The following is a 24,534-nucleotide window of genomic DNA, read 5'->3' as shown; positions in this document are numbered from 1 at the left end:
GTTGTCATACCCTGTAAAGGAGATATCATGTCTTCCTGTTCTTCCTGTTCCTCTGCGTCGGGCTGCTCTTCCAAGGGCAACCCCGGCGGCGCCGGTTGCATGGAATCGGCCATGGCCCGGCAAGACCAGATCATTGCCGACCGCCTGGCCCACATCCGGCACAAGATCTTTGTCATGAGCGGCAAGGGTGGCGTGGGTAAAAGCTCCGTCACCGTCAATACCGCCGCGGCCCTGGCCCATCGCGGCTTCAAGGTCGGCATCCTGGACGTGGACATGCACGGCCCCAGCGTGCCCAACCTGCTGGGTCTGAAGGCTACCATCGAAATGAATGAGAAAAACGAACTCATCCCTGCCATGTACAATGAGAACCTGGCAGTCATTTCCATGGATTCCTTCCTGCAGGATCGTGACCAGGCCATCCTGTGGCGCGGCCCCAAAAAGACGGCTGCCATCCGCCAGTTCCTCTCCGACGTGGCCTGGGGCCCGCTGGATTTCCTGCTCATCGACTCCCCTCCAGGAACCGGTGACGAACACATGACCATCCTCAAGACCATCACCGACGCCCAGAGCGTCACGGTGACCACCCCGCAGGAGATCTCCCTGGCCGACGTGCGCAAGGCCGTCAACTTCCTGCAGGTCGCCGAAGGCAAGGTCCTGGGCGTGGTGGAAAACATGAGCGGCCTTGTCTGCCCCCACTGCCACCAGGAGATCGACCTGTTCAAGAAGGGCGGCGGTGAAGAGCTTGCCAAGCATTACGGCATCCCCTTCCTGGGTGCCATCCCGCTGGATCCGGCCACCGTGGTGGCCGCCGACCGGGGCGTGCCCGTGGTCTATCTTGAACAGGATTGCCCTGCCAAGCAGGCTTTCCTGCATCTGGCTGACGCCATCGCCCAGGCTGCCGACAGCGGCGCCGCGAAGCTGGTCAGCAAGAGCTAGGCGCTCTTTGGGGGGTGGCTCGTCCACCCCCTCAAGATATCTGCGCGTTTTTCCCTTTTCTCAGGGACGCGTTTGTGATACCCGTTTCCATGTAGTCCTGTTTCCCGGTCGGTGAGAATATGTTCAATCTTGCGAATAAACTGACGCTGTTGCGCATGCTGCTGGTTCCGCTCGTCATCGTGCTGCTGTATTTCCAGGGCCCGGTGACCTGTGTGCTGGCCGCGCTGGCATTCATTGCCGCTTCCATCACGGACTGGGCCGACGGTTACGTGGCCCGGCGCAACAACATGGTCACCAGCATGGGCAAGTTCCTTGATCCCCTGGCGGACAAGGTCCTCATCTGTTCCGTGCTCATCATGTTCTGCACCCTCGGCTGGGCTGAAGCGTGGGTCGTCATCCTGATCGTCTGCCGTGAGCTGGTGGTCACGGGGCTGCGCGCCATCGCCATCGATGAAGGGATCGTCCTCGCCGCCGACAGGTACGGGAAGCTCAAGACCGTCCTGCAGATCGCGGCCATCATCCCCATGCTGCTGCACTATCCTTACTGGGGCGTGCGTCTGTGGCCCATCGGGGAAATCATCCTCTATCTGGCGCTCATCATGTCCGTAGTGTCCTGTGTGAACTACTGTTACGGTTTCTACCGCAAGATCGCCGCAAAAAACGCTGCCGAATAAGATGAGTACCCTGCAGTTACGGCTGAAAAACTGCATCCAGACCATCCTCGAGCTGGAGCCACAGATCGGAGCTGATCTCTCCGATCGCTATTTTGTTGAAGAATTCATGGCATTACGGCGCTTTTTGGATAGCGTCGAGCAGATGCGCCTTGGAGAGGATGACGTAGAGCGTCTGGAATCCGCCACAGCGACTTTTCTGGAAGAGCTGGGGCTCTCCCGGCGTACCTGGCAGAAACAACGACGGGTCTTGCAATAAGATGGTAGCTTGGCGGGTCATAGTTCTGGTAGCTGTATGGGGGATCAACCTCATCATTTTCTGTCACATGATCTGGGGATCTGAAGGGCTCATCGCCTATCGTGAACTCAAACAGAAACATGCGGCCATCGAGGCCGAGATCGCCAGCATCGATGCGGAGAACCGCTCATTGAGCCGGGACATCCGTCTGCTCCAGACGGATGAACGCTATGTCGAAAAAATGATACGCCAGCGGCTGCACTACGTCCACGAGAACGAAGTGCTGTACCTTTTTGGTGATTCCTCCGAAAACCGGGAGAGCGGGGCTGCCACGCATGATGGACAAAATTGAATGGTACAGGGAAGTGCTGGAGCTGGAACCCAGCTCCAAGCTGTTTTTCCCTCTGGCTCGCCTGCTGGTGGAGGACGGACAGCCTGAAGCGGCGCTTGAGACCCTGCGCCGGGGGCTGGAGCGTCATCCCGAATTTCTTGAAGCACGGCTTTTTTATATCGAGCAGCTCTATCATCACGGGCAGCCCGAAGCCTGCGTGGCGGAGGTGACGGAACTGGGGCAGCTTTTTGCCTCCTATCCCGGCTTCTGGCAGGCCTGGGCGGCCAGCATGCTCGGCAGCGGCTGCGGGGATGTGGCGACGGCCCTGCGCTTTCTGGCTGCCAGCTTCGCGAGCCGCCCGCTGAACCTGAACGAAGTTTTTGAACGGGGCCTGCGCTCCTTCATGCAGGAGGCCCAGAGCAGCGACCTGCCGCGCGGCAAGGCCCTGGCCGACCTGGCCGTCATGGGGCCCGAGGACATGGACGCGCAGTCGCATGATACTTTTTCCTCTCCGGCGGCCAAGCCTGCCGGTGCCGGGATGGCGGAGGGAGACGACGCTGCTTCCTTTGCTGCGGCACAGGGCAGGCGGGAGCATCCGCTGCCGCAACCGACCCCGGACAGGCCCCTTTCCCTGCGTACCCGGTCCATGGCGGAAGTCCTGGCCGAGCAGGGGGATCTTCAGGGCGCTTTGGATATTTATACCGAGCTGGCTGCTGCCGCCGCCGGCTCTTCCGAACAGGAAGTCCTGCAGCAGCGTATCGCCATGCTGCGCACTCAGCTTGAGGGCGCTGCTGTGGAAGATCTCGTTCCGCCTTCGCCGGACATGGCCGCAGGCAAGGACAAACTCATCAGTATGCTGGAAGCCCTGGCCGAACGCGTGGAAGCCAGGGCCCAGAGTTAAGAAGCAGGAGTGCGTGGTGTCCCATTTGTTTAGGCGTTGTTGTGTACTGCTTGCCTCCGCCGCCATGGTGGCGGGCTGCAGTTCCTACCAGCCCACCAAGAATGTCTGGAAGGGTACAAAGGATGTCTGGTATACCTATGTCAGCCCTCCTGCATCTGTGGATTATGGTGAAAAAGGAGATCTTTCCCCGCGTGCGCTGGCGCTCACCAATTGCATGATGGGGCTGGATGTGGAGCTGGGCCGCTTTGAGCGGACCATGATCAATGCGGACAAACCGCCGACGCGGCAGTGGATGGACAGCCTTTTTGCCGCCCATCCCTGGCTGGACGGCTTTGCCGGCGTCAAATATGACGGGACCCTGCTGGGGCAGGAGCCTGCCAATCCTTTGAAACAGCTGGATTTCATCCCGCTGCTGTATGAAGACAAGAAGCAGGGCAGCCGTGCCCTGCGTGCCGGTGTGCAGCAGACCCCCATGGGGCCGGAAGTCATGCTGGCTGCCCCCCTGTACGATGGCGTGGATTTCCTCGGCATCGTCGTGGCCTATTTCGACATGCGCAACCTGGTGCAGTATTCCGGCAATCCCCAGGACATGGTCATCCTCAGCCCTCAGGCGCTGCTTTGGCCCGGCAAGTATGACTATGCGGCGACCCCGCTCGCTTCGGTGAACTGGGAAGAAGCAGTCACCAAAAGCTCTTCCGGCACCTGCTCCAACGCGACGGGGAGCTTCTATTACATGGTGCGCTATCTGGGCAACCTGCCGCTGGTCTTTGCCGTGGCGGAATCCGGCACCTTCCCGCAGGGGAACGGCAGCGTGGATCAGGGCCTGCCCTTCTTCCCCAAGGAAAAGGAAAAGCTTCCTCCGCCGCCCATGCCCGAACGCAAGAAGGACAGCAGCAAGACGACGCCCGCCTTCGGTGCTTCCGAAGATGCCGTTGAGGGTTACGGTGATGCCGGCGGCATGCCGCCGCAGGATGTGGCTCCGGGCTCCAGCATCGTCCAGCCGCCGCAGGAAAGCGCTCCGGCTCCTTCCCGCGTGCGTGAACGGCCGCTGGCCGGCGAGAACGTGAAGCCGCGTCCGCGCAGACGGCTCGTCATCCCCGATGAGGCGCTCACGGTGCCCGAACTGCCTGAAGAGACCGCGCCCGCGCCGCAGGTGCGCATGCCCAGTCCCTTTGGTCCTCGGGGCGCTGCCAAGCCGGCAGCCGAGCAGGGCGGAGCGGATACCGCTGCCCCGGCAGCTCCGGCTGAGTCCGCTGCCGATACGGCTCCCGCAGCAGAAACGGCTGCCCCCGAGGCTCCGGCTGCCGCCAAGCCCGCAGCTTCCGAAACGCCTGCGGAAGCGCCGGCAGCCGAAGAGCCTTCAGAGCCCAGACGTCCGGCCCTGCTGCCGGGCGGGCGCCCCAGTCCCTTCGGTCCCAGGTAGTCTTTGACAGCAATCACGCAGTGTGCGCCGCTTCGGCGGCGCACACGCTTTCATATCCAGTGTAAGGAGGCTTTTCATGGCCGACATTACCGTTACCGAACATCTTCTGCTGCATCAAAAGCGCTCTCCCCAGGCTACCGGCCAGTTCACCGGTCTTTTGTATGACCTGATCCTGTCGGGGAAGACCATCTCCCGCCGGATCAACAAGGCCGGTCTGCTGGATATCCTCGGCGGCACGGGCGAGGTGAACGTCCAGGGCGAGAACGTGCAGAAGATGGACAGCATCGCCAATCGCATCCTGCTCTACCGCATGGAACGCTGCGGCGCCCTGTGCGCCATGGGCTCCGAGGAAGAGCCGGAGCTGGTGCGCGTGGGACCGGAATTTCCCCGCGGCGATTATATCCTGATCTTCGACCCCCTCGATGGTTCGTCCAATATCGACGTCAACATCAATGTGGGCACCATCTTTTCCATCCTGCGCCGTCCTGCGGGCAGCACCGGTGAAGTCTCCCTGGAAGAAGTCCTGCAGCCCGGCATCCAGCAGGTGGCCGCGGGCTATATCCTGTACGGCCCGTCCACCATGCTGGTGTTCAGTACCGGTCAGGGGGTGCATGGCTTCACACTGGACCCCGGCGTCGGGGAATTCCTGCTTTCCCATCCTGATATGCGCATCCCGGAGCAGGGTCACATCTATTCCGTCAATGAAGGCAACCGGAACAACTGGGACGAGCCCGCGCGTGAGGCCGTCGAATGGTTCCATACCTGCAAGAGCCCGGAAGGCAAGGATTATTCCGCCCGTTATGTGGGCTCGCTGGTGGCCGACTTCCACCGCACGCTGCTGTACGGCGGCATCTATCTGTATCCGCCGGACAAGAACAAGCCCAACGGCAAACTGCGCATGATGTGCGAAGCCGCCCCGCTGGCGTTCCTGGCCGAACAGGCCGGCGGCAAGGCCAGCGACGGTCGTCGCCGTATCCTTGAGCGTCGCCCCGAGACCCTGCACGCCCGTACGCCCCTGTACATCGGTTCGGCCCGTGACGTGGAGGCTGTGGAGGCCATCTACGCCAAGTATCCGGACTAGTCCGAGTGGGAGAAGACCTTGCTGTGCCTCGGCATTGAAAGTTCCTGTGATGAGACCGCACTGGCGGTGGTCCGGGACGGTGTCCTGCTGGATGCCGTCCTGGCCAGCCAGGCGGATATCCATGCCCTGTTCGGGGGCGTCGTCCCTGAACTGGCTTCCCGCGAGCATTACCGCTATCTGGGGACGCTCTTCGACCAGCTCATGCAGCGCCTTGACCTGCGTCCGTCCGATCTGGATGTGGTGGCTGTATCCCGGGGGCCCGGCCTGCTGGGCAGCCTGCTGGTAGGCGTTGCCTTTGCCAAGGCACTGGCGCTGGGGTGCGGGGCCCGCTTTTTGGGGGTCAATCACCTGCATGCGCATCTGCTGGCCGCAGGGCTGGAGAACGAACTGCGCTTCCCCGCGCTGGGATTGCTGGTCTCCGGCGGGCATACGCATATCTATCGCATGGAATCGCCTTCCCGCTGCATCGTCCTGGGCAAGACGCTGGATGACGCGGCAGGTGAGGCCTTTGATAAGGTCGGAAAGATCCTGGGGCTGGCCTATCCCGGCGGCAAACTGATGGATGCCCTGGCCCGGCAGGGCAGGGCGGATGCCCGTCTGTTCCCGCGTCCGTATCTGGACAACGACAATCTGGATTTCAGCTTCAGCGGTCTGAAGACCGCCGTGACCAGCTATGTGCACCAGGTGCTGCCTGACCAGCCTTGGCCGCATCCCTTGCAGGATACGGCAGATGCCCCCCAGGCTTTGAAGGATTGCTGCGCCTCTTTCAATCTGGCCGTGGTGGAGACCATCGCCACCAAGGTGGAGCGGGCGCTTGCCGCCAACCCCGATCTGGATCTGCTGATCATGGCCGGAGGCGTTGCCGCCAACAGTCTGCTGCGTGAGCGTATGGCACAGCTGATGGAAAAACGGGGCGGCCATACCATCATGCCCGGCCGTGCCCTGTGTACGGACAACGCCGCCATGGTGGCCTATGCCTCCTGGCTCATCGCCAGGGAAGGCTGGCAGCATGATCTGCGCATGGAGACCATCCCGCGGGGCAAGGCGATCCCGGACGATATGTTTTTTCGGGAACTCTAGATATTTGTCACCGTTTTTGTGTCACCGTCTTGACAGTGGCGGTTGAGGCAACTAATCTTTTGGCAGCCGTGGCAGCTCATCTGCGATGGCGGGATCCGTCCGCCTGTGACGGGAATTTGCTTATTTTCTAAGGAGAGACACTATGGCCGAACAGATTTCTGATGCCACTTTCGATAGCGTTGTCCTGAATTCCGATATCCCTGTCCTGCTGGACTTCTGGGCCCCCTGGTGCGGTCCCTGCCGCGCTGTGGGCCCCATCATCGATGAACTGGCTGCCGAGTACGAAGGCAAGGTCCGCATCGTCAAGATGAACGTTGACGAAAACCCGGCGACGCCCACCAAATTCGGTATCCGCGCCATCCCGACCCTGATGCTGTTCAAGAATGGCCAGGCCATCGACCAGGTGACCGGTGCCGTCAACAAGGACGCCATCGTCAACATCCTGCAGACCAAGGCCCTGGCATGAGCTCCTTCGATGCTGCAGTCATAGGCAGTGGCCCTGCCGGGGTGACGGCGGCGCTGTATCTCGTCCGTTCCGGCTGCTCCGTCATCCTTTTTGAGAAGATGGCAGCCGGAGGACAGATCCTGCAGACCGAGGCCCTGGAGAACTACCCCGGGTATCCCAAGGGTATCAAGGGCTACGAGCTGGCCGACCTGTTTGCCGCCCATCTGGAAGGCTTGCCGGTGACGCACAGCCGGGATGCTGTGGAAAGCGTCAGCGGCGAGGCTGGCAATTTTGTCGTGCAGGCCGGTGGCAAGGAGCACAGCTGCCGGACGGTCATCGTGTGTTCCGGCGCCCATCATCGCGAGCTGGGGCTTGCTGATGAAAAGCGTCTGCAGGGTCGTGGGGTCTCGTATTGCGCCCTGTGCGACGGCAACTTCTTCCGCAATGCGCCGGTCGCCGTCGTCGGCGGCGGCAATGCTGCGCTGGAAGAATCCCTTTATCTGGCCAAGCTGGCTTCCAAAGTCTATCTGATCCATCGCCGTGACGAGTTCCGCGGGGCGAAGATCTATCAGGACAAGCTGGAATCCATGCCGGACAAGGTGGAGCTGGTGCGCAGCAGCGTCGTGACCGCCCTCCATGGAGAAAACGCCCTGACATCCCTGAGCGTCAGGGATCTGAAGACGGACGAGATCCGTCAGATCTCCGTCGAAGGGCTGTTCATCTATGTCGGTTTCGAGCCGGCAACGGCGTACCTGCCCGCCGCGCTGGAACGTGATGCCCAGGGCTTCATTGTGACGGATACGGAAATGCGGACCAGCATCCCCGGCATTTTTGCCGCCGGTGACGTGCGTTCGAAACTGTGCCGTCAGGTCATAACTGCCGCCGGTGACGGTGCAACTGCTGCGCAGGCAGCTTTCGTCTTCCTGGAACAGCTCCATGTTTAAAAACTATCTTCGCTCTCTGACTCTGGCTTTGGCCATCTTTTCGCTGTCTGGCTGCGGCATCATCGATATGATCTACCTGCCTCCGGCCGAGGATACAGCGCAGGAGATATTCGAAGCCGGCAATGACGCCATGAGCGAAAAGAACTATGTGCGCGCGGTCGAACTGTACAACAAGCTGCGGGATACCTATCCCTTCAGCCCCTATACGGTCGACGCGGAGCTGGCCCTGGCCGATGCCTATTACCTCGATGAGGAATATGTGCTGGCTGCGGAAACATACAAGGATTTCGAGTCGCTGCACCCGCGGCATGATGCGACCCCCTACGTCATCTATCAGACGGGTATGTCGCTCATGAAGCAGTTCCGGTCCATCGACCGGGCAACGACGATCCTGCAGGAAGCCCACGAATACTTCGCACGGCTGCAGCAGGTCTATCCTGACTCTCCCTATGCCAAGGATGCCGGGGAAAAGATGCACACCTGCCGTCGCCTGATGGCCGAGCATGAACTCTATATCGCCGACGTGTTCTGGCATATGGAAAAGTATGGTCCTGCCTGGCGGCGCTATGAATATGTGAGCGAGAACTTCCCGGATGTTCCTGAAGTAGCCTCGCATGCCAAGGAAAAGTCCCTGGCGGCGTACCACTACTACAAGGAAGAGCAAGGCCGCCTGACCCGCGAAAAGCGGCAGGGCAGCTGGCGAAACTGGTTCACCTGGCTGTAAGAACAAAAAAGCCCCGTTCGGGGCTTTTTTGTTCTGCAGGGAAAATGACTTCCACTCCCGCTTTCCGGGATGTGCACCGGTACTAAGGGAACCGGCGCATGACTGTGCTGCAGAGGCTTCCGGTCTGGCTTGGGGACGCTCTGCCGCATGAAGACAAGGATGGAATGACGATGAACGAGGAACACAGTCAGGCCAAGAACAGGGCTGCTTTGGTATCCCTGCTGGCGGCCTGCCTGCTTACGGCCATCAAGCTGGTTGTGGGTATCTATACAAACAGCCTGGGGATCCTTTCCGAGGCATTGCACAGCGGGCTTGACCTGCTGGCGGCGGCCATGACCCTGTATGCCGTCCGGCTCTCTTCCCGTCCTGCGGATGCCCGGCATCCTTATGGGCATGGCAAAGTCGAGAACCTGTCGGCACTGGGCGAGACAGTGCTGCTGTTCGTTATCTGCGTCTGGGTCGTCTATGAAGGCGCAGGCCGTCTGCTTTCGGGCGATACGCCGGTGGCCCCTTCCATCTGGGGCATCATCGTGATGGGTATTTCCATCGTGATCGACGTGAACCGGGTGCGGGTGCTGAAAAAAGTCGCCAAGGAGACACGGAGCCAGGCACTGGAAGCCGACGCCCTGCATTTTTCGACAGACATCCTGTCTTCTGCTGTCGTCCTCGTGGGGGTGGGGGCCGTCTGGCTGGCCGCCAAGCTGCAGCTGCCTGAACCGGTACACAAGGTCCTGGTGCAGGCGGATACCGTTGCCGCCCTCCTGGTGGCCCTGATCATTTTCCGGGCCAGCCTCCATATGGCCCGGGAAGCCATCAATATGCTCATGGACAGTGGTTCTACGGAAGAACAGCAGGCCATCTGTGAGGCAGTGAAGCATCTGCCGGGCGTCCAGGACGTGCAGCGTGTGCGTTTGCGTTCCAGCGGTCCGCATTATTTTGTGGATCTGACCGTGGGGGTCGACCCGGCCATACGCGTCAGTGAAGGGCACAAGATCGCCCATGATGCCGAACTGGCTGTGGATGCCATCTTGCCCGGCGCGGATGTCACGGTCCACGTGGAACCTGTGCGTTCCGGCCAGAAGGAAGATCCCTTTACTGTGGTGCAGCGGGTGGCCTCCATCCAGGGGCTGGCCGTCCATGATGTCCAGATCCTGCGCAGCGGGGCGGGGACGCTTGTGGAGGTCCATGTGGAAGTGCCGGGACAGGAAGCGTTCTGCGAGGCCCACAAACGGGTCCGTGCTTTTGAAGAGGCGTTGCATTCTGCCCTGCCGCAGGCCGGGATCGTCACCCACATCGATCCTGAAGAGCGGGGAGACGTCCAGGAGGAAGCTGCTCCTGCCCAGACAGCCGTGGCAGAGCTGGCCTGGAAGGAAGTAGAGCAGGCCGTTGGTCGCGAGCCCCTGCTGTGCTGTGCCCACGGCTACCATGCCTACACCTTGCCGGTGTACGGCTTGTGCATCTCCTTCCACTGCTGTGTCCGGCATGAACTGAGTGTGGAAGAAGCCCATCAGCTGACGGTCCGCCTGGAGAAAGAGCTGCGCGAACGCCTGCCGCTGCTGGGGCGCATACTCATCCATCTGGAGCCGCCCAGGACGGAATCCGCTCCGCTGGGCAAGTAACGAGCAAAAAGAAAAGAGGCAGGAAGATGCATGAACATTCTCCTGCCTCTTTTTAGTAAGGCTCTCTGTGTCGTCCCGTTCAGGAAAAGTGCCTCTGCTTGGGACGGAGGCCTTTCACGAGAGGATGGGACCTGAGGGAAAAGCGTCCTTTTCGCGCCAAAGGGAGGCTTTGGACCTCAAAGGCCTCTAGGCCTTTTCTTCCGTTCCCGCGGTCGTCCGGGCAAGAGCTTCGGCCAGCGATGCCGTCACGGGCTGGGCGGGCTCTTCCTCAAGGATGACCGGCGCGCAGCCCGAAGCTTCGATAAGGCGCTGCCACAGGGCATCCATGCCCATGCGCTTGCTGGAAGAGGTGATGACCGGTTTGACGCCGACGATCTCGCCCCATTCCGCCTGGCGTGCCGCACGTTCCCGCTGGTTGCACTTGTCGGCCTTGGTCAGGATGGGCAGCAGGGGAAGCCCGCAGGAACGGGCGAAGCCGGCAAGCTCCAGATCCAGTTTCTGGGGGGGCAGACGGCTGTCCAGCAGCAAGGCCAGGGCGCGCAGGTTCTTGCAGGTAGAAAGATATTTTTCCAGCAGGGTCGCCCAGCTGCGGCGCTCACTGTGGCTGGCCCGGGCATAGCCGTAGCCCGGCAGGTCTACCAGAAAAAAGTTGTGGGGCTGCACCCGGTAAAAATTGATGGAGCGCGTCTTGCCCGGTGTGGCACTGACCTTGGCGAGCTTTTTACGCACGGCCAGAGCGTTGATGAGCGAAGACTTGCCCACGTTGGAACGGCCGGCCAGGGCCACCTGGGCTTCCGGGACATCCAGGAGTTGCTGGAGGGTGTAGACGGTGCTTTCTAGGGTAAGCGTCGGCATGGTGTGGACCTCAGGCACAGCTTGACAGTAAGGGGTATTTTCACAATAATCCGCAATTCACTAAGCGTATACTAGCCGTAGCGCGTTTTTTTTGCAAATGGCCGGAAAAAGGCCACGTGCACGGCAGCAGGAGGAAGAATGTATTCGACGACTGATTTCCGCAAGGGCCTCAAGATCGAGGTGGAAGGCATCCCCTACGAAATTGTTGACTTCCAGCACTTCAAGCCCGGCAAGGGCGGTGCCATGGTCCGCACCAAGCTGCGCAACATCCTGACGGGACGCATCCAGGACATCACCTTCCGTTCCGGCGAAAAGGTGGGCAAGCCCGACATGGAGACCCGCGACATGCAGTTCCTGTATCGCCAGGACGACGAGCTGATCTTCATGGATATGACCACCTACGAACAGCTCCAGGTCTCCACCTCCACCACCAGCGGCAAGGAAGGCTTCCTCAAGGACGGTCAGGAATGCCGCGTGCTGCTGTACAAGGGCAATCCCCTGGATATCGACATCCCGCTGAGCCTGGTGCTCGAAGTGGTGGAGACCGAACCCGGCGCCAAGGGCGACACCGTGAGCAACGTGACCAAGCCCGCCAAGCTGGAGACCGGTATCGTGGTGCAGGTGCCCATCTTCGTGAACGAAGGTGACCGCATCAAGGTCGATACCCGTACCAAGGAATACCTGGGCCGCGAATAGGCCTTTTTGCAAGATACGCGAGGGTAGACATACGGACGCACGCAAGTTCAGCCGCGAACTTTTTGGGCTTTTCCTGCTTTTCTGGTCACTGCTGATGCTGCTCAGTGTGGTGACTTTCAGCGCCAATGACCCCAGCCTCAACCATGTGGTCAGCAGGCAGGCTGAAGTCAGCAACCAGGCGGGACTTTTTGGTGCCTATACTGCCGGCTTCCTCAATGATGTTTTTGGCATAGGCGCCTATATCTGGCCTCTGGTCTTCGGGGCCCTGGGCGCGTCCTGTGTCTCCCCCGCGTATACCATCAGCTGGTGGCGCTGGTGCGGCCTTTTTTTGCTCACCATCTGCCTGCTGGTCGTGGGGGCCGCATGGGATCTGTCCCTTGGCGATATCGCCGGTGGCGGGATGATCGGCGGCACCCTGCACTCCAATTCCAGCTATTATCTGAGCCCCGGGGGCTCGGGGCTGGTCTGGTTCTTCATTTTTCTGGTCGGCGTCCAGCTGACCTTCAACTTCTCCTGGGTCTCCGTAGGGGCGCTGTGCGTGGCCCGCATCCGCGAGCGCATCCTGCAGAAAAAACAGGAAGAAGAGCACAAGCCCGAGATCGTCACTCACGGTCAGGAGCTTGCCTCCCTGCCTTTCCATAAGCGTATCCTCGCCGGTCTGAAACAGAAGACGCCGGGCAAGGGATCCGATTTCTGGCGGGCCCTGCGCGACAAGCTGGGCAATATCCGTCCGGCCAAGGACCCCATGCCGGAAATCTATCCTGTGGAGCCCGAGGAGGTCGCTCAGCCTGCTGCGTCTGCCGCTCCCGTCAGGGAGCAGGCGCCGGTTGCCGTGCCCGTCTCCGGGCCTGATGACGATGATGACTTTTTTGCGCCGGCGGCTCCCCGTCCGGTCATCGTAGAGACGCCTTCCGTCGTCCCGGCTGCTGAGGATGACTCCGCCGCCGGTGACATTGCCGTGGAAGAGGCTTCGGCGCAGGAAAGCCGCGGGCAGGATGCTGCCGCGTCCGCCTCTGCCGAACCGGCTCCTGCAAAGCAGGACGCCGCCGCAGCCCCCAAGGCCGCTCCTGCAGCTCCTGCAGCATCTGTTCCCCGGCCGACGGCGCCTGCCCCGCAGGAAAAGCGTCCTCGCGCGCCCATTCCTTTGCCCAGTCTCGATCTGCTGAGCCTGCCCTCCAAGGATGCCCCTCGTGTGCGCCGGGAGGATCTGGAAGCCCGCGGCAAGGCGCTGATGGAATGCCTGAAGGATTTCGATATCCAGAGCGAGCTCGTCCGCATCACGCCCGGGCCTGTGGTCACCATGTACGAGGTGCGCCCGGCTCCCGGTATCCGCGTCAACCGCATCGCCAATCTCAGCGACGATCTGGCCCTGGCCCTCAAGGCCATCGCCGTGCGCATCCAGGCCCCGATTCCCGGATCGGATACCGTGGGTATCGAGATCCCCAATGATGACCGGGAGATCGTCAATTTCAGAGAGCTGGCCTCGTCGGAAGATTTCCGCAAGGGTTGCGGGCCCCTGACCATGATCCTGGGCAAGGACATCGCCGGTCGTCCCTTCATGGCGGACCTGACCAGGATGCCGCACCTGCTGGTGGCCGGTGCCACCGGTGCGGGCAAGAGCGTCTGCCTCAATGGTATCCTGCTCAGCCTGCTGTACCGTACGCAGCCTGAAGAGATGCGTCTGCTCCTGGTGGACCCCAAGCGCATCGAAATGGCCATGTACGCCGATGAGCCGCATCTGATCCATCCGGTGGTGACGGAGATGAGCGAGGCCAAGAACGCTCTTGACTGGGCCGTGCATGAGATGGACCAGCGCTATGAGGCCATGGCCCGCATGGGCGTACGCAACGTGGCTTCCTACAATCAGCGCCTGGCCAGCTACAACGGTCAGCTCCCGCCGGATCTGGCCGATCTGGAGCCCTTGCCCTATCTGGTCATCGTCATCGACGAACTGGCCGACCTGATGATGACGGCTGCCCGCGAGGTGGAGACCAGCATCGTGCGTCTGGCCCAGCTGGCCCGTGCCGCGGGCATCCACATGATCCTGGCCACCCAGCGTCCCAGCGTGGATGTGGTGACCGGCCTGATCAAGGCCAACTTTCCCTGCCGCATCTCGTTCCAGGTCACGTCGCGGCATGATTCGCGCACCATTCTGGACCAGGCCGGTGCCGAGCACCTGCTGGGCCGCGGCGACATGCTGTTCAAGCCCAGCGGCGGTCGCTTGCAGCGTTTGCACGGTCCCTTCCTGAGCGATGAGGAAGTGCAGAACGTCGTCGGCTACTGGAAGCACCATCTCGTGCCCAGCTACAAGGTCAGCTTTGCGGACTGGAACGCTGACGGCGCGGCCGGTGGCAGCGGTGGCGGCAGCGGCGCAGGGGATGTGGCTTCGGATCCCCTGTACGCGGAGGTCCAGGCTTTTGTGACCGAACAGGGCAGGGTGTCCATTTCCCTGATCCAGCGACGCTTCAAGATCGGCTTCAACAGGGCCGCCAATATGGTGGAACAGCTGGAGGCCGACGGTATCATTGGCCCTGCTGACGGCAGCAAGCCGCGAGCCGTGGTCAAATAGGAGGTAACAATGCGCATGATCAAATCTCTGGTGCTTGGTGCCGTATCCCTGCTGGCGCTTGCCTCATGGGCGCAGGCCGCCGATCTCGTGGGAGATCTCAAACAGCGTTATGACACCTTGCAGTCTTTTTCCGCCGAGTTCGAACAAAAGCTCACCCATAAGGAAAGCGGGGCTGTAGAGACCCGTTACGGGACCCTGCACTTCAAAAAGCCCCTGCTCATCCGCTGGGAGACGAAGAAGCCCATCAAGGAGACCCTTGTGGTCACGGGCAAGGAGATCTGGGATTACATCCCGGACGAGGAAGTGGCCTACCGCTATCCTCACGATCTGGTGCAGGATTCCCGCAGCATCATCCAGGTGCTGACCGGCCAGGCCGCGTTGAGCAAGGATTTTGACATCAAGGAAGAAGGTTCGGAGAACGGGATGCGGAAGATCCGCCTGTACCCCAAGGACCCGACGCCCCAGATGGTCGAAGCCCTGATCTGGGTGGATGCCCAGACCTTTATCCGTCGCGTGGATCTGGTGGACTTTTACGGCAACCATAACGACGTGAATTTCACCAAGTTCATTCCGGACGTCATGCTGGGAAGCAGCACCTTCCAGTTCACGCCGCCCAAGGGCGTCGACGTGGAAGACCGCACGGATAAAGCCAAGGTGCAGGAGCGCGAGCTTTTCAAGTAGCGCCATCGTGCAAAGCAGATAAAAAAGGCCCCGTTTTGCGGGGCTTTTTTGTTGTTTCGTTTCCCTCGTACTGGTTGCAGGAAGGAACGGCCTCCCGATCCCGTCTGCACAGTGTGCGAGCCGTGCAGGCCTGATGCGTACCGGTGCATGAGTGCAGGGGACCGTTCTGGATTCTGGAACATTCCGTGTGGACAGGTGCCGCGACAGCAAGGACGGCTGGCCTGTACGGCTTCGTCGGGGAGGTCTGTATCCTGCCTTGACAAAGGCTGCGGAGCACGGGCATTATCCCCACGATGGGGCATTCTCTGATCCGGCGGACATGCGGTCCGCAGAGGGTGGACGCGCGCGACAGCCGGTGGTCAGGCTGTGCACGAAAGAGCATGCCCGGATTCACGACGAGGCCGTTTCGTCCGTATGCGGTACGCCGTGGCAAAGAGCAGACAAAGGAGTGTTCATATGTCCGCTGACTGGAGCAAGGGCGTTGAAGAACTGGTGCAGGCCTGGCAGAGCGATCCCCTGAATGCCCGCGCGGCCTTCTTGGCGTATCGTGACTATCTGGTGGGTCTGGAAAACGTTTCGCTGGAATTCAAGGCCCGTCCGGGCGTCAGCTATTCGCTGCGTGCGCGCAATGCCGCCCAGAAACGGCGCGAGCTGTTCGTCCTGGTGGACGTGGTGGATGACGAACCGGAAAGCCGCTGGCTGTCGGTCTGCTTCTATGCCGACATGATTCAGGATCCTGACGAACTGGGCGACTATGTGCCGGCCGGTCTCATGGGCGAAGATGCCTGCTGCTTCAATCTGGATGAAGATGATGATGCCATGCGTGCCTACATCGCTGACCGCATCGCCGAAGCTGCCCGCAGCGCGGCGGAGGGCAAGGAGTAGCCCCGTATGACGACAGGCCGGTATGTGGCCCTTGATTTTGAAACTTCCGGCTATGCGGCCCACAGCGCGTGCGCTGTGGGCCTTTGCCGCATCGAGGATGGCGTGGTGACGGACAGCTTTTACAGCCTGATCCGTCCGCCGTCCTCCCGTGTTTTGTTCACCCATGTGCATGGCCTGACCTGGCCCATGCTGAAAGACGCCCCCACCTTCACGGAACTGTGGCCGCAGCTCGTGGCCTTCATGGAAGGCAGCCATGCCCTTCTGGCCCACAATGCCGGCTTCGACCGCAGGGTGCTGCATGCATCCTGTCAGGCTCTGGAGCTTGTGCAGCCGCAGCTGCCGTTTTTATGTACGCTCAAGGGAGCGCGTCGCAGCCTGCCGCTGGCATCGCGGGCGCTGGACAGCGTCTGCGGCTACTTCGGTATCCCGCTGGATCATCATCATGCGGGGTCCGATGCCCGGGCCTGTGCGGAGATCTATTTGCGTCTGCGCGGCTTGGGCGTCACAGATGGTCAGATGAAATTGTAACGGCGGTCAGACAGCGCAGACAGGAGGCATCCCCCCGGATGACCTCCTTTTTTTATGGCTGAAGGTCGGCGAACGGGGCACGGGCGGATGCGAGAAGCCGCGCGACCGTATGGAGAAACGGAGAGCTGGGAGGGGATATGGATATCGTACATGTCCGTAGTCATAAGAAAGCCTGGTTGCCGCTCTTGCTCGTCGGGGATGAGAGCGAGGCCATGATAGACCGGTATCTGGAACGCGGGGAATTGTTCGTCCTTCATGACCCCGATGCCCGGGGGCTTTGCGTCGTGACCCGGGAAGGCGAGGGCGTGGCGGAGATCAAGAACCTGGCCGTGGCAGCCGCCTGGCGCAGACGCGGTTACGGCAGGGCGCTGATAGAATTTGTCTGTGCGCGATATGCCTCGTCCTGCCATAGTTTGCAGCTGGGGACAGGAGAAGCCCCATCGACGCTGGCATTTTACCGGGCCTGCGGTTTTGTGCCCTTTGACCGCATCCCTGACTTCTTTACCCGCAACTATCCCCAGCCCATCGTGGAAGAGGGCATACTCTTGCGTGATATGGTGTACTTGCGGCGCCGGCTGTCTGCCGGGGGATAGGGCAGGGAGCGGGGGATAGTATCAGGACGCAGCGTGCGTCATTTTTTTGAATGCTCATGTGGAGCCATTTTTGGGGTGATGTTTAATACATTGTAATCAATGATTATTCATGAATGGCATCCTCTTTGCTAGCTATATATGGATACAGCTATCCATGGGGGAAATTTGGCAGTGTCGGGCAGCATGCAGGAGCGTCACGGAGCGACAGGGCGTACACGACAGGCCGCGTTTGCGGCGGTCGGGTTCGTGTCTTTGCTTCTGGCCGTACTTCTTGGCTGGTTGTCCTTGCAGGGAGAAGGCGGGTGTAGCGGAGATAACGATGCAGCCGCCCTTCGCCATGAGCGGGAGACCTTGCTGGCCCGGCAGCTGGAACAGTTCTCCTGCATCCGTCAGGCGCGGGTGCAACTGGCTCCCCAAAGCTGGCAGTCCGGGGCGGTCATCGTCCTGGAGCCCGCGCGACAGGAAGCCATGCCGGATGCCGCAGCTCTGGACAGGATGCTGGATACCCTGGCCCTGATACCGGATGCCCCGGACAAACGCCATGTCCTCGTCTTCGATACGGAAGGACGGCGCCTGTATCCTGATCATGAGACAGACGAGACGGCCCGCCGGGAACAGGAAGTGGCGCTTGAGCGGCAGGCCCTGCGGGTCTTGCGACCACTGCTGGATGGCAACGGCAGGGCAGAAGTCCTTGTCAGTCTGGATGGGGCAGACAAAGGCCGGACAACGGGACGTCGTACCATCTCGGTATTGCTGGAAGAAAATGCCGTCCCGGAAACAGTGCGCCCGCATCTTGAGAGCCTGCTGGGGCAGGCCTGTGCGCTGGAAGAGGGGAGGGGCGATGCCCTGCGGATCTGTTTCCTGCCTGCTAGGCGGAATGCGGCTGCCCTGCGGGGGCTGGCCCTCACCTTTGCCGTGCTGGCTCTGGCCGGTATGGCTGCATTCTTCCGGGCACGTCGTCGGGCCTCTGGCCCATCTGCCGATCCCGAAGTCCGTTTTGAGGAAAAACTGCCTTGTGAGGCAGAAAGGGACAGCAAAGCGGCAGAGGATGCCGAGAGTCTGCGCCGGCAGCTGGAAACCTCTTTGCGCGAGCATCCCGGGCAGGGGGTGGCCCTGCTGCGGCACTGGCTGACACAGGAAGACACAACGCCGGAAGGGGCAGCAGGAGGGCGGGAGTCATGCAACTGACAGGCAGCCAGCGGTGTGCGGTCTTCCTTCTGGCCATGGGTGAAGACGTGGCTACGGACATGCTGGGCCGCATGCAACGGCAGGAAGTTGCCCGGATAACGGAAGCCATGGCCAGCCTGCCGCACGTCCCCGAAAGCGAAGTGCGGGCCATCTTGCGGGAGGCCCGGATATTTCTTGAGACGCAGGCCGACGGCATCTGTGCGGACAGGGCCCTGGCCGGTCGCCTGCTGGCGCACTGTCTTGGCGAGCGCGAGGCGCGGGAGACCATGCGCGCCTGGGGCCCGGCGGAGTCGGCACGGCCGTTCGAAGCTCTGGAGCGGATGCGCCCGGGGCAGCTCTATCAGCTGCTGCGGCAGGAACATCCCCAGACGCTGGCGCTGGTCCTTGGCCATCTTTCCGCTTCCCAGGCGGCGGGCCTGCTCATGCGCCTGCCGACGGAGATGCGCTCACTGCTGCTGGAGCATATCGGCGGGCTGGCCCCGGTGGATGCGGACATCCTGGATGAGGTGGACAGTGTGCTTGCCCGGCAGGCTGCGGAAAGATCCGTGCAGGACTGGCGTCCCGGCCTGCAGGTGGCAGCGGAGATCGTGGCGGCTGCGGGCAAGGATGCGGCCAGGGAGCTGCTGGCCGATCTGGAACGGCACCACTCCCGCCTGCCGTCGCTGCTGGGCAGGATGGTTCACTGTCCTGAAGACTGTTTGAAACTGGAGGACGGTCTGCTGGAAGAGGCACTGGAGGAAACGTCCGGTGAAGCTCTGGTCGGGGTCTTGGACACCTGCGGGCCTGCCGTGCGTGCGGCCCTGCTGGAGCATGTCCCGGAGGCACGGCGATCCGCCATCGAGCGGCGTCTCCGCGAGGGGGAAACATCTCCGGGGCAGTCTGCGACATATCGTGAAGATTTTTTGCGCCGTGTGCGTCATTTGCAGGCAGAACGCCTGCAGGCGGATCTGGATGCGGCAAAAGCCGCCGGACCGAGGACCGGATCATGAAAAACAGCCCGGAAGATCATCTTCCGGGCTGTTTTTTTCTCGATGTTCAGGCAACCTATTTATCCAGGATCAGGGCATTGGCCTCGCAGCTGCGGTCACTGGCCAGCAGGCCGTTTTCCTGCAGATAGCGTTTGCCCTGGGCGGCAAAGTCGGCATGGCTGATCTCTTTGGGGATGCCGGGACAAAAATCCTTGGCCAGATGCAGGCTGACGGGGTCTTCTATATTGCCCCGGAAAAAAGGCCAGGCTTTGCAGATGGAAGGCTTGCCTTCATGGACGATGCAGCCTTTGCCTTCCCGGAAGAAGATGCAGTAGCCGTCTTCGCCCACGCGGATCTTGAGTTTGGTCCCCACATATTCCCCAAACTGGCGTATCACCTCTTCCTCTTCCATACGGAGAGTGGCGCAGAGCCGCTTCAGGTCGGAGGGGCTGACGACGATACCGCCTTTCCCCTTGCAGCAATGGCCGCACATCTTACAGGAAAAGGCCTGGGTTTCTTGGCTCATTTCGATATCCTCAGGATTATTTTTGCAAAGTGAGCAGGCGGGCGTGTTCGACCATGAGGCAGAGATCCTCCACCACCAGGATCTGTTCAGGCTCCAGCAGGGCACGCGCCTCGGCGGAGCAGATGCCCTCCTGCATCCAGAAGCAGAGGGGCTTCCAGGGCAGGGCCCGCACTTCCTGCGCATGGGCGGGACAGTACTGGGGAGCACGGAAAAGGTCGATGATGTCCACCGGCTGGGGCAGGGACGCCAGATCGGGATAGGCCGTCAGGCCCCAGACGGTCTTGCGGACAGGGTGCACCGGAAAGATGGTATAGCCCTTGTCCAGCAGATAGCGGCCCACTCTGTCCACGGGCTGCCCGGCTTTGTCCTTGGCGCCTACGATGGCGATGCTGCGGGATCGCTGGAGTACGTCCCGGATGGCGGTAAACGAAAGCATCCTTGCCTCCATAAGGGATTGCCCCGACATAGCCGACGGGGGAAGACGACTATACGGGCTGACAGGGGCAAGTGCAAGCCTGGGCTCCGGCTTGATGAAAACTTGCGCCCTGTCGCGATATCAGGCCTGGTGGGCCTCCTGGGCGGTCGCTGTTGCAGGTGTCGCAGGAGCGGCACAAATGACCGGCTTGACGGCAAAGAGCTTGTCCGTTTTGCCGAACAGGTAGAGCAGATCCCCGGCTTCCATGACGAAGTCGGCAGGCGGGGAGGCCACTACCTCCTGTTCGCTGCGGGCCACGGCCACCACGGTCACGGCGTATTCCCGGCGCAGGTTGCTCTGGGCAAGGCTGAGGCCGCACAGGGGGGAACCTGCCTCCAGCCGCATGGTCTGCACTCCCATTTCGGGCAGACGGCTGGCAACGCTTTCCAGACTGTCCGCAGCACTGCTCATGCGCCGGATCATGCGGTAATTCTGCTGGCGCAGACGGGCGGAGAAGGCGTCGATATCCTGACGGGGCACCAGATACTGGGTCAGCACCTGGTTGAACACCTCGATGGAGGTCTCGAATTCCTCGGCGATGACCACATTGGCTCCCAGACGGCGCAGCGGGGCGACCTCGGTGATGAAGCGGGTGCGGGCCACGATGTAGAGGTCGGGGTTCATGCGCCGGGCCTCCAGGGTGATGGCGCGCACGGCCGCCGGGTCGGAGATGATGATGGCCAGGACACGGGCCGTGTAGACGCCCAGATGCTCAAGGATGACAGGCTGGGAGGCGTCCCCGTGCGAGATGGGCTCCTTGTTCTTGTAGCGGCTCACGGTCTCGGGGTTCATCTCCAGGATGGTGTAGGGGATGCCGGATTCCTTGGCCACCTGGGCCAGGTGTTTGCCGCTGATGCCGAAGCCCACGATGATGAGATGATCCTTGAGGGTGCTGGCCTTCTGCTGTTCTGCTTCCGGGCTGGAGGCTTCCTTGCCGCGTCCCCTGGTCAGCAGGGCGGCGGCGCGGGGGGCCAGATTGATGAGGAAGGGCGTGAGCATCATGGTGATGACGCTCAGGGCCAGGAAGGACTGGTAGCCGATGTCGTTGAGCAGACCGGCGGCCAGACCGGAGGCGGCCAGCACGAAGGAGAATTCACCGACCTGCGCGAGGCAGAGGGAGGTCTGGATGGCCGTACGCAGCGGGTAGCCCTGCACCAGGACGGCGGGCATGGTCAGCAGGCTCTTGATCAGGATGAACAGCAGGGTGTTGAACAGGATGGCCCAGATGTGCTGGAGGAAGAAGGAGAGATCCAGCATCATGCCCACGGAGATGAAGAACAGGCTCATGAAAACGTCACGGTAGGGCATGATGCCCGAGATGACGCTCATGCTGTACTGGGAACGGGCCAGCATCAGGCCCGCCAAAAAAGCGCCCAGCGAAAGGGAAAGGCCCAGGCTGTGGGTCAGCAGTGCCATGCCGAAACAGGTGCCCAGGGTCGAGAGGAAGAGCAGCTCGCGCGAGCGGGTGCGCATGACCGCTTCCATGAAGCGGTTGAGGCCCAGATGCGCGGCCAGCAGCACGGCCCCGAGGATGCCGCCCACCTTCAGCACCGACAGCAGCATGTCCAGGGGCGCCATATGGAACTGCCCGGACAGCAGGGGCACACAGAGCATCATGGGCGCGACCATGATGTCCTGAAAAACAAGGATGGCCAGAGAAAGACGCCCCGTCGGCGTGCTGGTAAGGCCTTTCTGCTGAAAAATCTGCAAGACGATGGCCGAAGAGGACAGGGCCACGAGACAGCCCCAGAAAATACCGCTGGGCAGGCTTGTCCCGTCCAGAAGGGCGGTGAGGCCGGCTATGGCCAGCACCGTCAGGCCGATCTGCAGGCTGCCCCCCAGGAACACGGGGCGTTTCAGACGGCTCAGGGCCTCGCCGGACAGCTCCATACCGATGGTGAACAGCAGCATGGCCACGCCCAGCTCCGCCACATCGCTGATGGACTGGCTGTCCACGATGCCCAGCAGGGAAGGCCCGCACAATACGCCGGTCAGCAAAAATCCTACGGTTGCCGTCAGCTTTATCTTGTTGCATACAAGGTTGACGACGATGGAAAGCAGGAAAATGATGACCAGTTCATCGAGCAGTTCAAAATGCATTTGTACCTCCGGGGCAGGTGCGAACCCGCACGGCATGCGCCGGTCCCGGACCGGTTGGGCATGCCGTTTGCAGGGGAGCTATCATAAAAAAAGGCGGCCAAAGCCGCAAGGGAGTACCTATGGACTTGTTTGAAGCGATCAGGACCCGGCGCAGTATCCGTTCCTTCACCGACGAACCCGTCAGCCAGGAAGATATGGACCGCATGCTGGAGGCCGCCATGTGCGCTCCCAGCGCCAACAACCGCCAGCTCTGGCATTTTGTCGTGATCCGTGACCGCGAGATGCTGCGCAAGGTGGCGGAGGTCCATCCCTACGCCAAGATGGCGGCAGGCGCAGCCGCAGCCGTCATCATCTGCGCCGATCTGAACGAAGAGAAGACCCCCGGGTTCTGGGTCCAGGATTGCTCGGCGGCCACGCAGAACTTCATGCTGGCGGCGCGTGCCCTGAACATCGGCACGGTCTGGTGCGGTCTGCATCCCATCGAGGACAGGGCCCGGCCGTTCCGCGAGATCTTCCACATGCCGGAGAACATCCGTCCCCTGAGCCTGATCGTGCTTGGACATACGGATCAGGAATTCAAGGCTCAGGAACGCTTCCGCGCTGAACGTGTCCATAACGAAGACTGGTAAGCAGGCCTTCCGCGCACGCGTTTTTGTGTGTGATGCAATGAAAAAAGCCCGGCATGGCCGGGCTTTTTTCATTGCTGTTTGGAGGGGAGCGTTAGCAGACGCCCTGAGCGATCATGGCATCGGCCACCTTGCGGAAGCCGGCGATGTTGGCACCCAGCACCAGGTTGCCGGGCTGGCCGAATTCCTTGGCGGTCTCGGCAGCATTCTTGTAGATGTTGCCCATGATGTCCTTCAGCTTGCCGTCGACGGTCTCGAAGGTCCAGCTCTGCATGCCGGCGTTCTGCTGCATTTCCAGCTGGCTGGTGGCCACGCCGCCGGCGTTGGCAGCCTTGGCCGGGCCGTAGGCGATACCGGCTTCCAGGAAGGCGTGCACGGCTTCCAGGGTGGAGGGCATGTTGGCGCCTTCGGCCACGCACTTGCAGCCGCTGGCCAGCAGGGCCTTGGCGTCAGCCAGGTTCAGTTCGTTCTGGGTGGCGCAGGGGAAGGCGGCGAAGCAGGGCACGGACCACACGGCATTGCGGCCTTCGGGGTATTCGGCCACAGGGGTGTGCTTGGCGGTGGGCACCAGTTCGGCGTAACGGGTCAGGGAAGCGCGTTCCACTTCCTTCACCTGCTTGAGCATGTCGACCTTGATGCCTTCGGGATCATAGATCATGCCGCGGGAGTCGGACACGGTGACGGGCTTGGCGCCCAGCTGGAGCAGCTTTTCGCAGCAGTAGGTGGCCACGTTGCCGGCACCGGAAACGGCGCAGACTTTGCCTTCCAGGCTTTCGCCGCGGTCTTCCAGCATGTTCTGGGCAAAATACACGGCACCGTAGCCGGTGGCTTCCGTACGGGCCAGGGAACCGCCGAAGAGCAGGTTCTTGCCGGTCAGCACGCCTTCGTAGCTGCGGGTCAGGCGCTTGAACTGGCCGAACATGTAGCCCACTTCGCGGCCGCCCACGCCGATGTCACCGGCGGGCACGTCGATGGTGGCACCGATGTGACGGTGCAGCTCGGTCATGAAGGCCTGGCAGAAGCGCATGACTTCGGTCTCGGACTTGCCCTTGGGATCGAAGTCGGAACCGCCCTTGCCGCCGCCGATGGCCAGACCGGTCAGGGAGTTCTTGAAGATCTGTTCGAAGCCCAGGAACTTGAGGATGCCCAGGTTCACGCTGGGATGGAAGCGCAGGCCGCCCTTGTAGGGGCCGATGGCGGAGTTGTACTGCACGCGGTAGCCGCGGTTGACCTGGATCTCACCCTTGTCGTCCACCCATTCCACGCGGAAGCTGATGATGCGTTCGGGCTCGGTGATGCGCTCGAGGATCTTGTACTTTTCGTACTTGGCGTCTTTGTCCAGCAGGGGCTGGAGGGTCATCAGCACTTCTTCCACGGCCTGGAGGAAGACAGGTTCGCTGGCGTACTTCTGTTTCAGGCCTTCAATGACTCGTTGAGCGTAAGACATGGGT

The 24,534-nt window shown here is 61.5% G+C and carries 26 protein-coding genes; 21 read left to right on the top strand and 5 right to left on the bottom strand.

Features of this window, described 5'->3' with window-relative positions; translation table 11 throughout:
* Nucleotides 1-27: 27 nt before the first annotated feature.
* From Q4I12_RS11450 to Q4I12_RS11395, 12 genes are all read left to right on the top strand, one after another.
* A complete protein-coding gene (locus tag Q4I12_RS11450) occupies nt 28-936 on the top strand; it encodes an Mrp/NBP35 family ATP-binding protein (RefSeq protein WP_040369252.1) in 909 nt (302 codons plus the stop codon).
* 119 nt (nt 937-1,055) lie between these two features.
* Nucleotides 1,056-1,610, top strand: a complete 555-nt coding sequence (pgsA, locus tag Q4I12_RS11445; protein ID WP_168935781.1) for a CDP-diacylglycerol--glycerol-3-phosphate 3-phosphatidyltransferase — start codon at nt 1,056-1,058, stop codon at nt 1,608-1,610.
* A gap of 1 nt (nt 1,611) precedes the next feature.
* Nucleotides 1,612-1,866: a hypothetical protein gene (locus Q4I12_RS11440; RefSeq protein WP_006005367.1), complete on the top strand. Its 255-nt coding sequence runs from the start codon at nt 1,612-1,614 to the stop codon at nt 1,864-1,866.
* Nucleotide 1,867: 1 nt separating this feature from the next.
* A complete protein-coding gene (locus tag Q4I12_RS11435) occupies nt 1,868-2,197 on the top strand; it encodes an FtsB family cell division protein (RefSeq protein WP_006005369.1) in 330 nt (109 codons plus the stop codon).
* A complete protein-coding gene (locus Q4I12_RS11430; RefSeq protein ID WP_302261608.1) occupies nt 2,181-3,077 on the top strand; it encodes a tetratricopeptide repeat protein in 897 nt (298 codons plus the stop codon). Before Q4I12_RS11435 ends, Q4I12_RS11430 begins: the two co-directional genes overlap by 17 nt.
* A gap of 16 nt (nt 3,078-3,093) precedes the next feature.
* Nucleotides 3,094-4,500, top strand: a complete 1,407-nt coding sequence (locus tag Q4I12_RS11425; RefSeq protein WP_302261607.1) for a hypothetical protein — start codon at nt 3,094-3,096, stop codon at nt 4,498-4,500.
* Between the two features lie 76 nt (nt 4,501-4,576).
* Nucleotides 4,577-5,581, top strand: coding sequence for a class 1 fructose-bisphosphatase (gene fbp, locus Q4I12_RS11420; protein ID WP_168935783.1), 1,005 nt, complete (start codon nt 4,577-4,579; stop codon nt 5,579-5,581).
* An 18-nt stretch (nt 5,582-5,599) separates the two neighbouring features.
* The gene (gene tsaD / locus Q4I12_RS11415) at nt 5,600-6,661 is read left to right on the top strand and encodes a tRNA (adenosine(37)-N6)-threonylcarbamoyltransferase complex transferase subunit TsaD (RefSeq protein WP_168935784.1); all 1,062 of its coding nucleotides are present in this window, start codon (nt 5,600-5,602) and stop codon (nt 6,659-6,661) included.
* Nucleotides 6,662-6,803: 142 nt separating this feature from the next.
* The gene (trxA, locus tag Q4I12_RS11410) at nt 6,804-7,127 is read left to right on the top strand and encodes a thioredoxin (RefSeq protein WP_006005379.1); all 324 of its coding nucleotides are present in this window, start codon (nt 6,804-6,806) and stop codon (nt 7,125-7,127) included.
* A complete protein-coding gene (gene trxB, locus Q4I12_RS11405) occupies nt 7,124-8,050 on the top strand; it encodes a thioredoxin-disulfide reductase (protein WP_168935785.1) in 927 nt (308 codons plus the stop codon). Before trxA ends, trxB begins: the two co-directional genes overlap by 4 nt.
* Complete coding sequence (locus tag Q4I12_RS11400; RefSeq protein WP_168935786.1) at nt 8,043-8,774, top strand: outer membrane protein assembly factor BamD; 732 nt, start codon at nt 8,043-8,045, stop codon at nt 8,772-8,774. Before trxB ends, Q4I12_RS11400 begins: the two co-directional genes overlap by 8 nt.
* A gap of 170 nt (nt 8,775-8,944) precedes the next feature.
* On the top strand, nt 8,945-10,393 hold the full coding sequence (locus Q4I12_RS11395) for a cation diffusion facilitator family transporter (RefSeq protein WP_204673725.1): 1,449 nt from the start codon (nt 8,945-8,947) through the stop codon (nt 10,391-10,393).
* A gap of 186 nt (nt 10,394-10,579) precedes the next feature.
* Here Q4I12_RS11395 and yihA read toward each other — a convergent pair whose 3' ends face one another.
* Nucleotides 10,580-11,248, bottom strand: coding sequence for a ribosome biogenesis GTP-binding protein YihA/YsxC (yihA, locus tag Q4I12_RS11390; protein WP_204673726.1), 669 nt, complete (start codon nt 11,246-11,248; stop codon nt 10,580-10,582).
* A 138-nt stretch (nt 11,249-11,386) separates the two neighbouring features.
* Between yihA and efp the strand changes: the two genes are divergently transcribed.
* From efp to Q4I12_RS11350, 8 genes are all read left to right on the top strand, one after another.
* Nucleotides 11,387-11,944 carry an elongation factor P gene (efp, locus tag Q4I12_RS11385; protein WP_072333111.1) on the top strand — a complete coding sequence of 186 codons (558 nt, stop codon included), beginning with the start codon at nt 11,387-11,389 and terminating at the stop codon, nt 11,942-11,944.
* Nucleotides 11,892-14,513 carry a DNA translocase FtsK gene (locus tag Q4I12_RS11380; protein WP_418733229.1) on the top strand — a complete coding sequence of 874 codons (2,622 nt, stop codon included), beginning with the start codon at nt 11,892-11,894 and terminating at the stop codon, nt 14,511-14,513. Before efp ends, Q4I12_RS11380 begins: the two co-directional genes overlap by 53 nt.
* Before the next feature lie 9 nt (nt 14,514-14,522).
* Nucleotides 14,523-15,194 carry an outer membrane lipoprotein periplasmic chaperone LolA gene (lolA, locus tag Q4I12_RS11375; protein WP_302261606.1) on the top strand — a complete coding sequence of 224 codons (672 nt, stop codon included), beginning with the start codon at nt 14,523-14,525 and terminating at the stop codon, nt 15,192-15,194.
* 456 nt (nt 15,195-15,650) lie between these two features.
* The gene (locus tag Q4I12_RS11370) at nt 15,651-16,079 is read left to right on the top strand and encodes a hypothetical protein (RefSeq protein ID WP_168935790.1); all 429 of its coding nucleotides are present in this window, start codon (nt 15,651-15,653) and stop codon (nt 16,077-16,079) included.
* 6 nt (nt 16,080-16,085) lie between these two features.
* Complete coding sequence (locus Q4I12_RS11365; protein WP_168935791.1) at nt 16,086-16,607, top strand: 3'-5' exonuclease; 522 nt, start codon at nt 16,086-16,088, stop codon at nt 16,605-16,607.
* Between the two features lie 137 nt (nt 16,608-16,744).
* Nucleotides 16,745-17,200 carry a GNAT family N-acetyltransferase gene (locus tag Q4I12_RS11360; protein ID WP_302261605.1) on the top strand — a complete coding sequence of 152 codons (456 nt, stop codon included), beginning with the start codon at nt 16,745-16,747 and terminating at the stop codon, nt 17,198-17,200.
* Between the two features lie 246 nt (nt 17,201-17,446).
* On the top strand, nt 17,447-18,388 hold the full coding sequence (locus Q4I12_RS11355; RefSeq protein ID WP_302261604.1) for a hypothetical protein: 942 nt from the start codon (nt 17,447-17,449) through the stop codon (nt 18,386-18,388).
* Entirely contained in the window at nt 18,379-19,377 is a 999-nt protein-coding gene (locus Q4I12_RS11350; RefSeq protein WP_302261603.1) for a hypothetical protein, read from the top strand. Before Q4I12_RS11355 ends, Q4I12_RS11350 begins: the two co-directional genes overlap by 10 nt.
* A 55-nt stretch (nt 19,378-19,432) precedes the next feature.
* On the opposite strand, the gene Q4I12_RS11345 is transcribed toward Q4I12_RS11350, so the two are convergent.
* The 3 genes from Q4I12_RS11345 to Q4I12_RS11335 form a co-directional block, all read right to left on the bottom strand.
* Entirely contained in the window at nt 19,433-19,882 is a 450-nt protein-coding gene (locus Q4I12_RS11345) for a YkgJ family cysteine cluster protein (protein WP_168935795.1), read from the bottom strand.
* A gap of 16 nt (nt 19,883-19,898) precedes the next feature.
* A complete protein-coding gene (locus tag Q4I12_RS11340) occupies nt 19,899-20,318 on the bottom strand; it encodes a CoA-binding protein (RefSeq protein ID WP_302261602.1) in 420 nt (139 codons plus the stop codon).
* 120 nt (nt 20,319-20,438) lie between these two features.
* A complete protein-coding gene (locus tag Q4I12_RS11335; protein WP_300645643.1) occupies nt 20,439-22,457 on the bottom strand; it encodes a monovalent cation:proton antiporter family protein in 2,019 nt (672 codons plus the stop codon).
* Nucleotides 22,458-22,576: 119 nt separating this feature from the next.
* On the opposite strand from Q4I12_RS11335, the gene Q4I12_RS11330 reads away from it, so the two are divergent.
* Nucleotides 22,577-23,086: a nitroreductase family protein gene (locus Q4I12_RS11330; protein ID WP_168935798.1), complete on the top strand. Its 510-nt coding sequence runs from the start codon at nt 22,577-22,579 to the stop codon at nt 23,084-23,086.
* 91 nt (nt 23,087-23,177) lie between these two features.
* Here Q4I12_RS11330 and gdhA read toward each other — a convergent pair whose 3' ends face one another.
* Entirely contained in the window at nt 23,178-24,530 is a 1,353-nt protein-coding gene (gene gdhA / locus Q4I12_RS11325; RefSeq protein WP_302261601.1) for an NADP-specific glutamate dehydrogenase, read from the bottom strand.
* Nucleotides 24,531-24,534: the final 4 nt, after the last annotated feature.

The organism is Desulfovibrio piger (assembly GCF_951793255.1).
GTDB lineage: Bacteria > Desulfobacterota > Desulfovibrionia > Desulfovibrionales > Desulfovibrionaceae > Desulfovibrio.
This window is presented reverse-complemented; position numbering and strand designations above follow the sequence as displayed.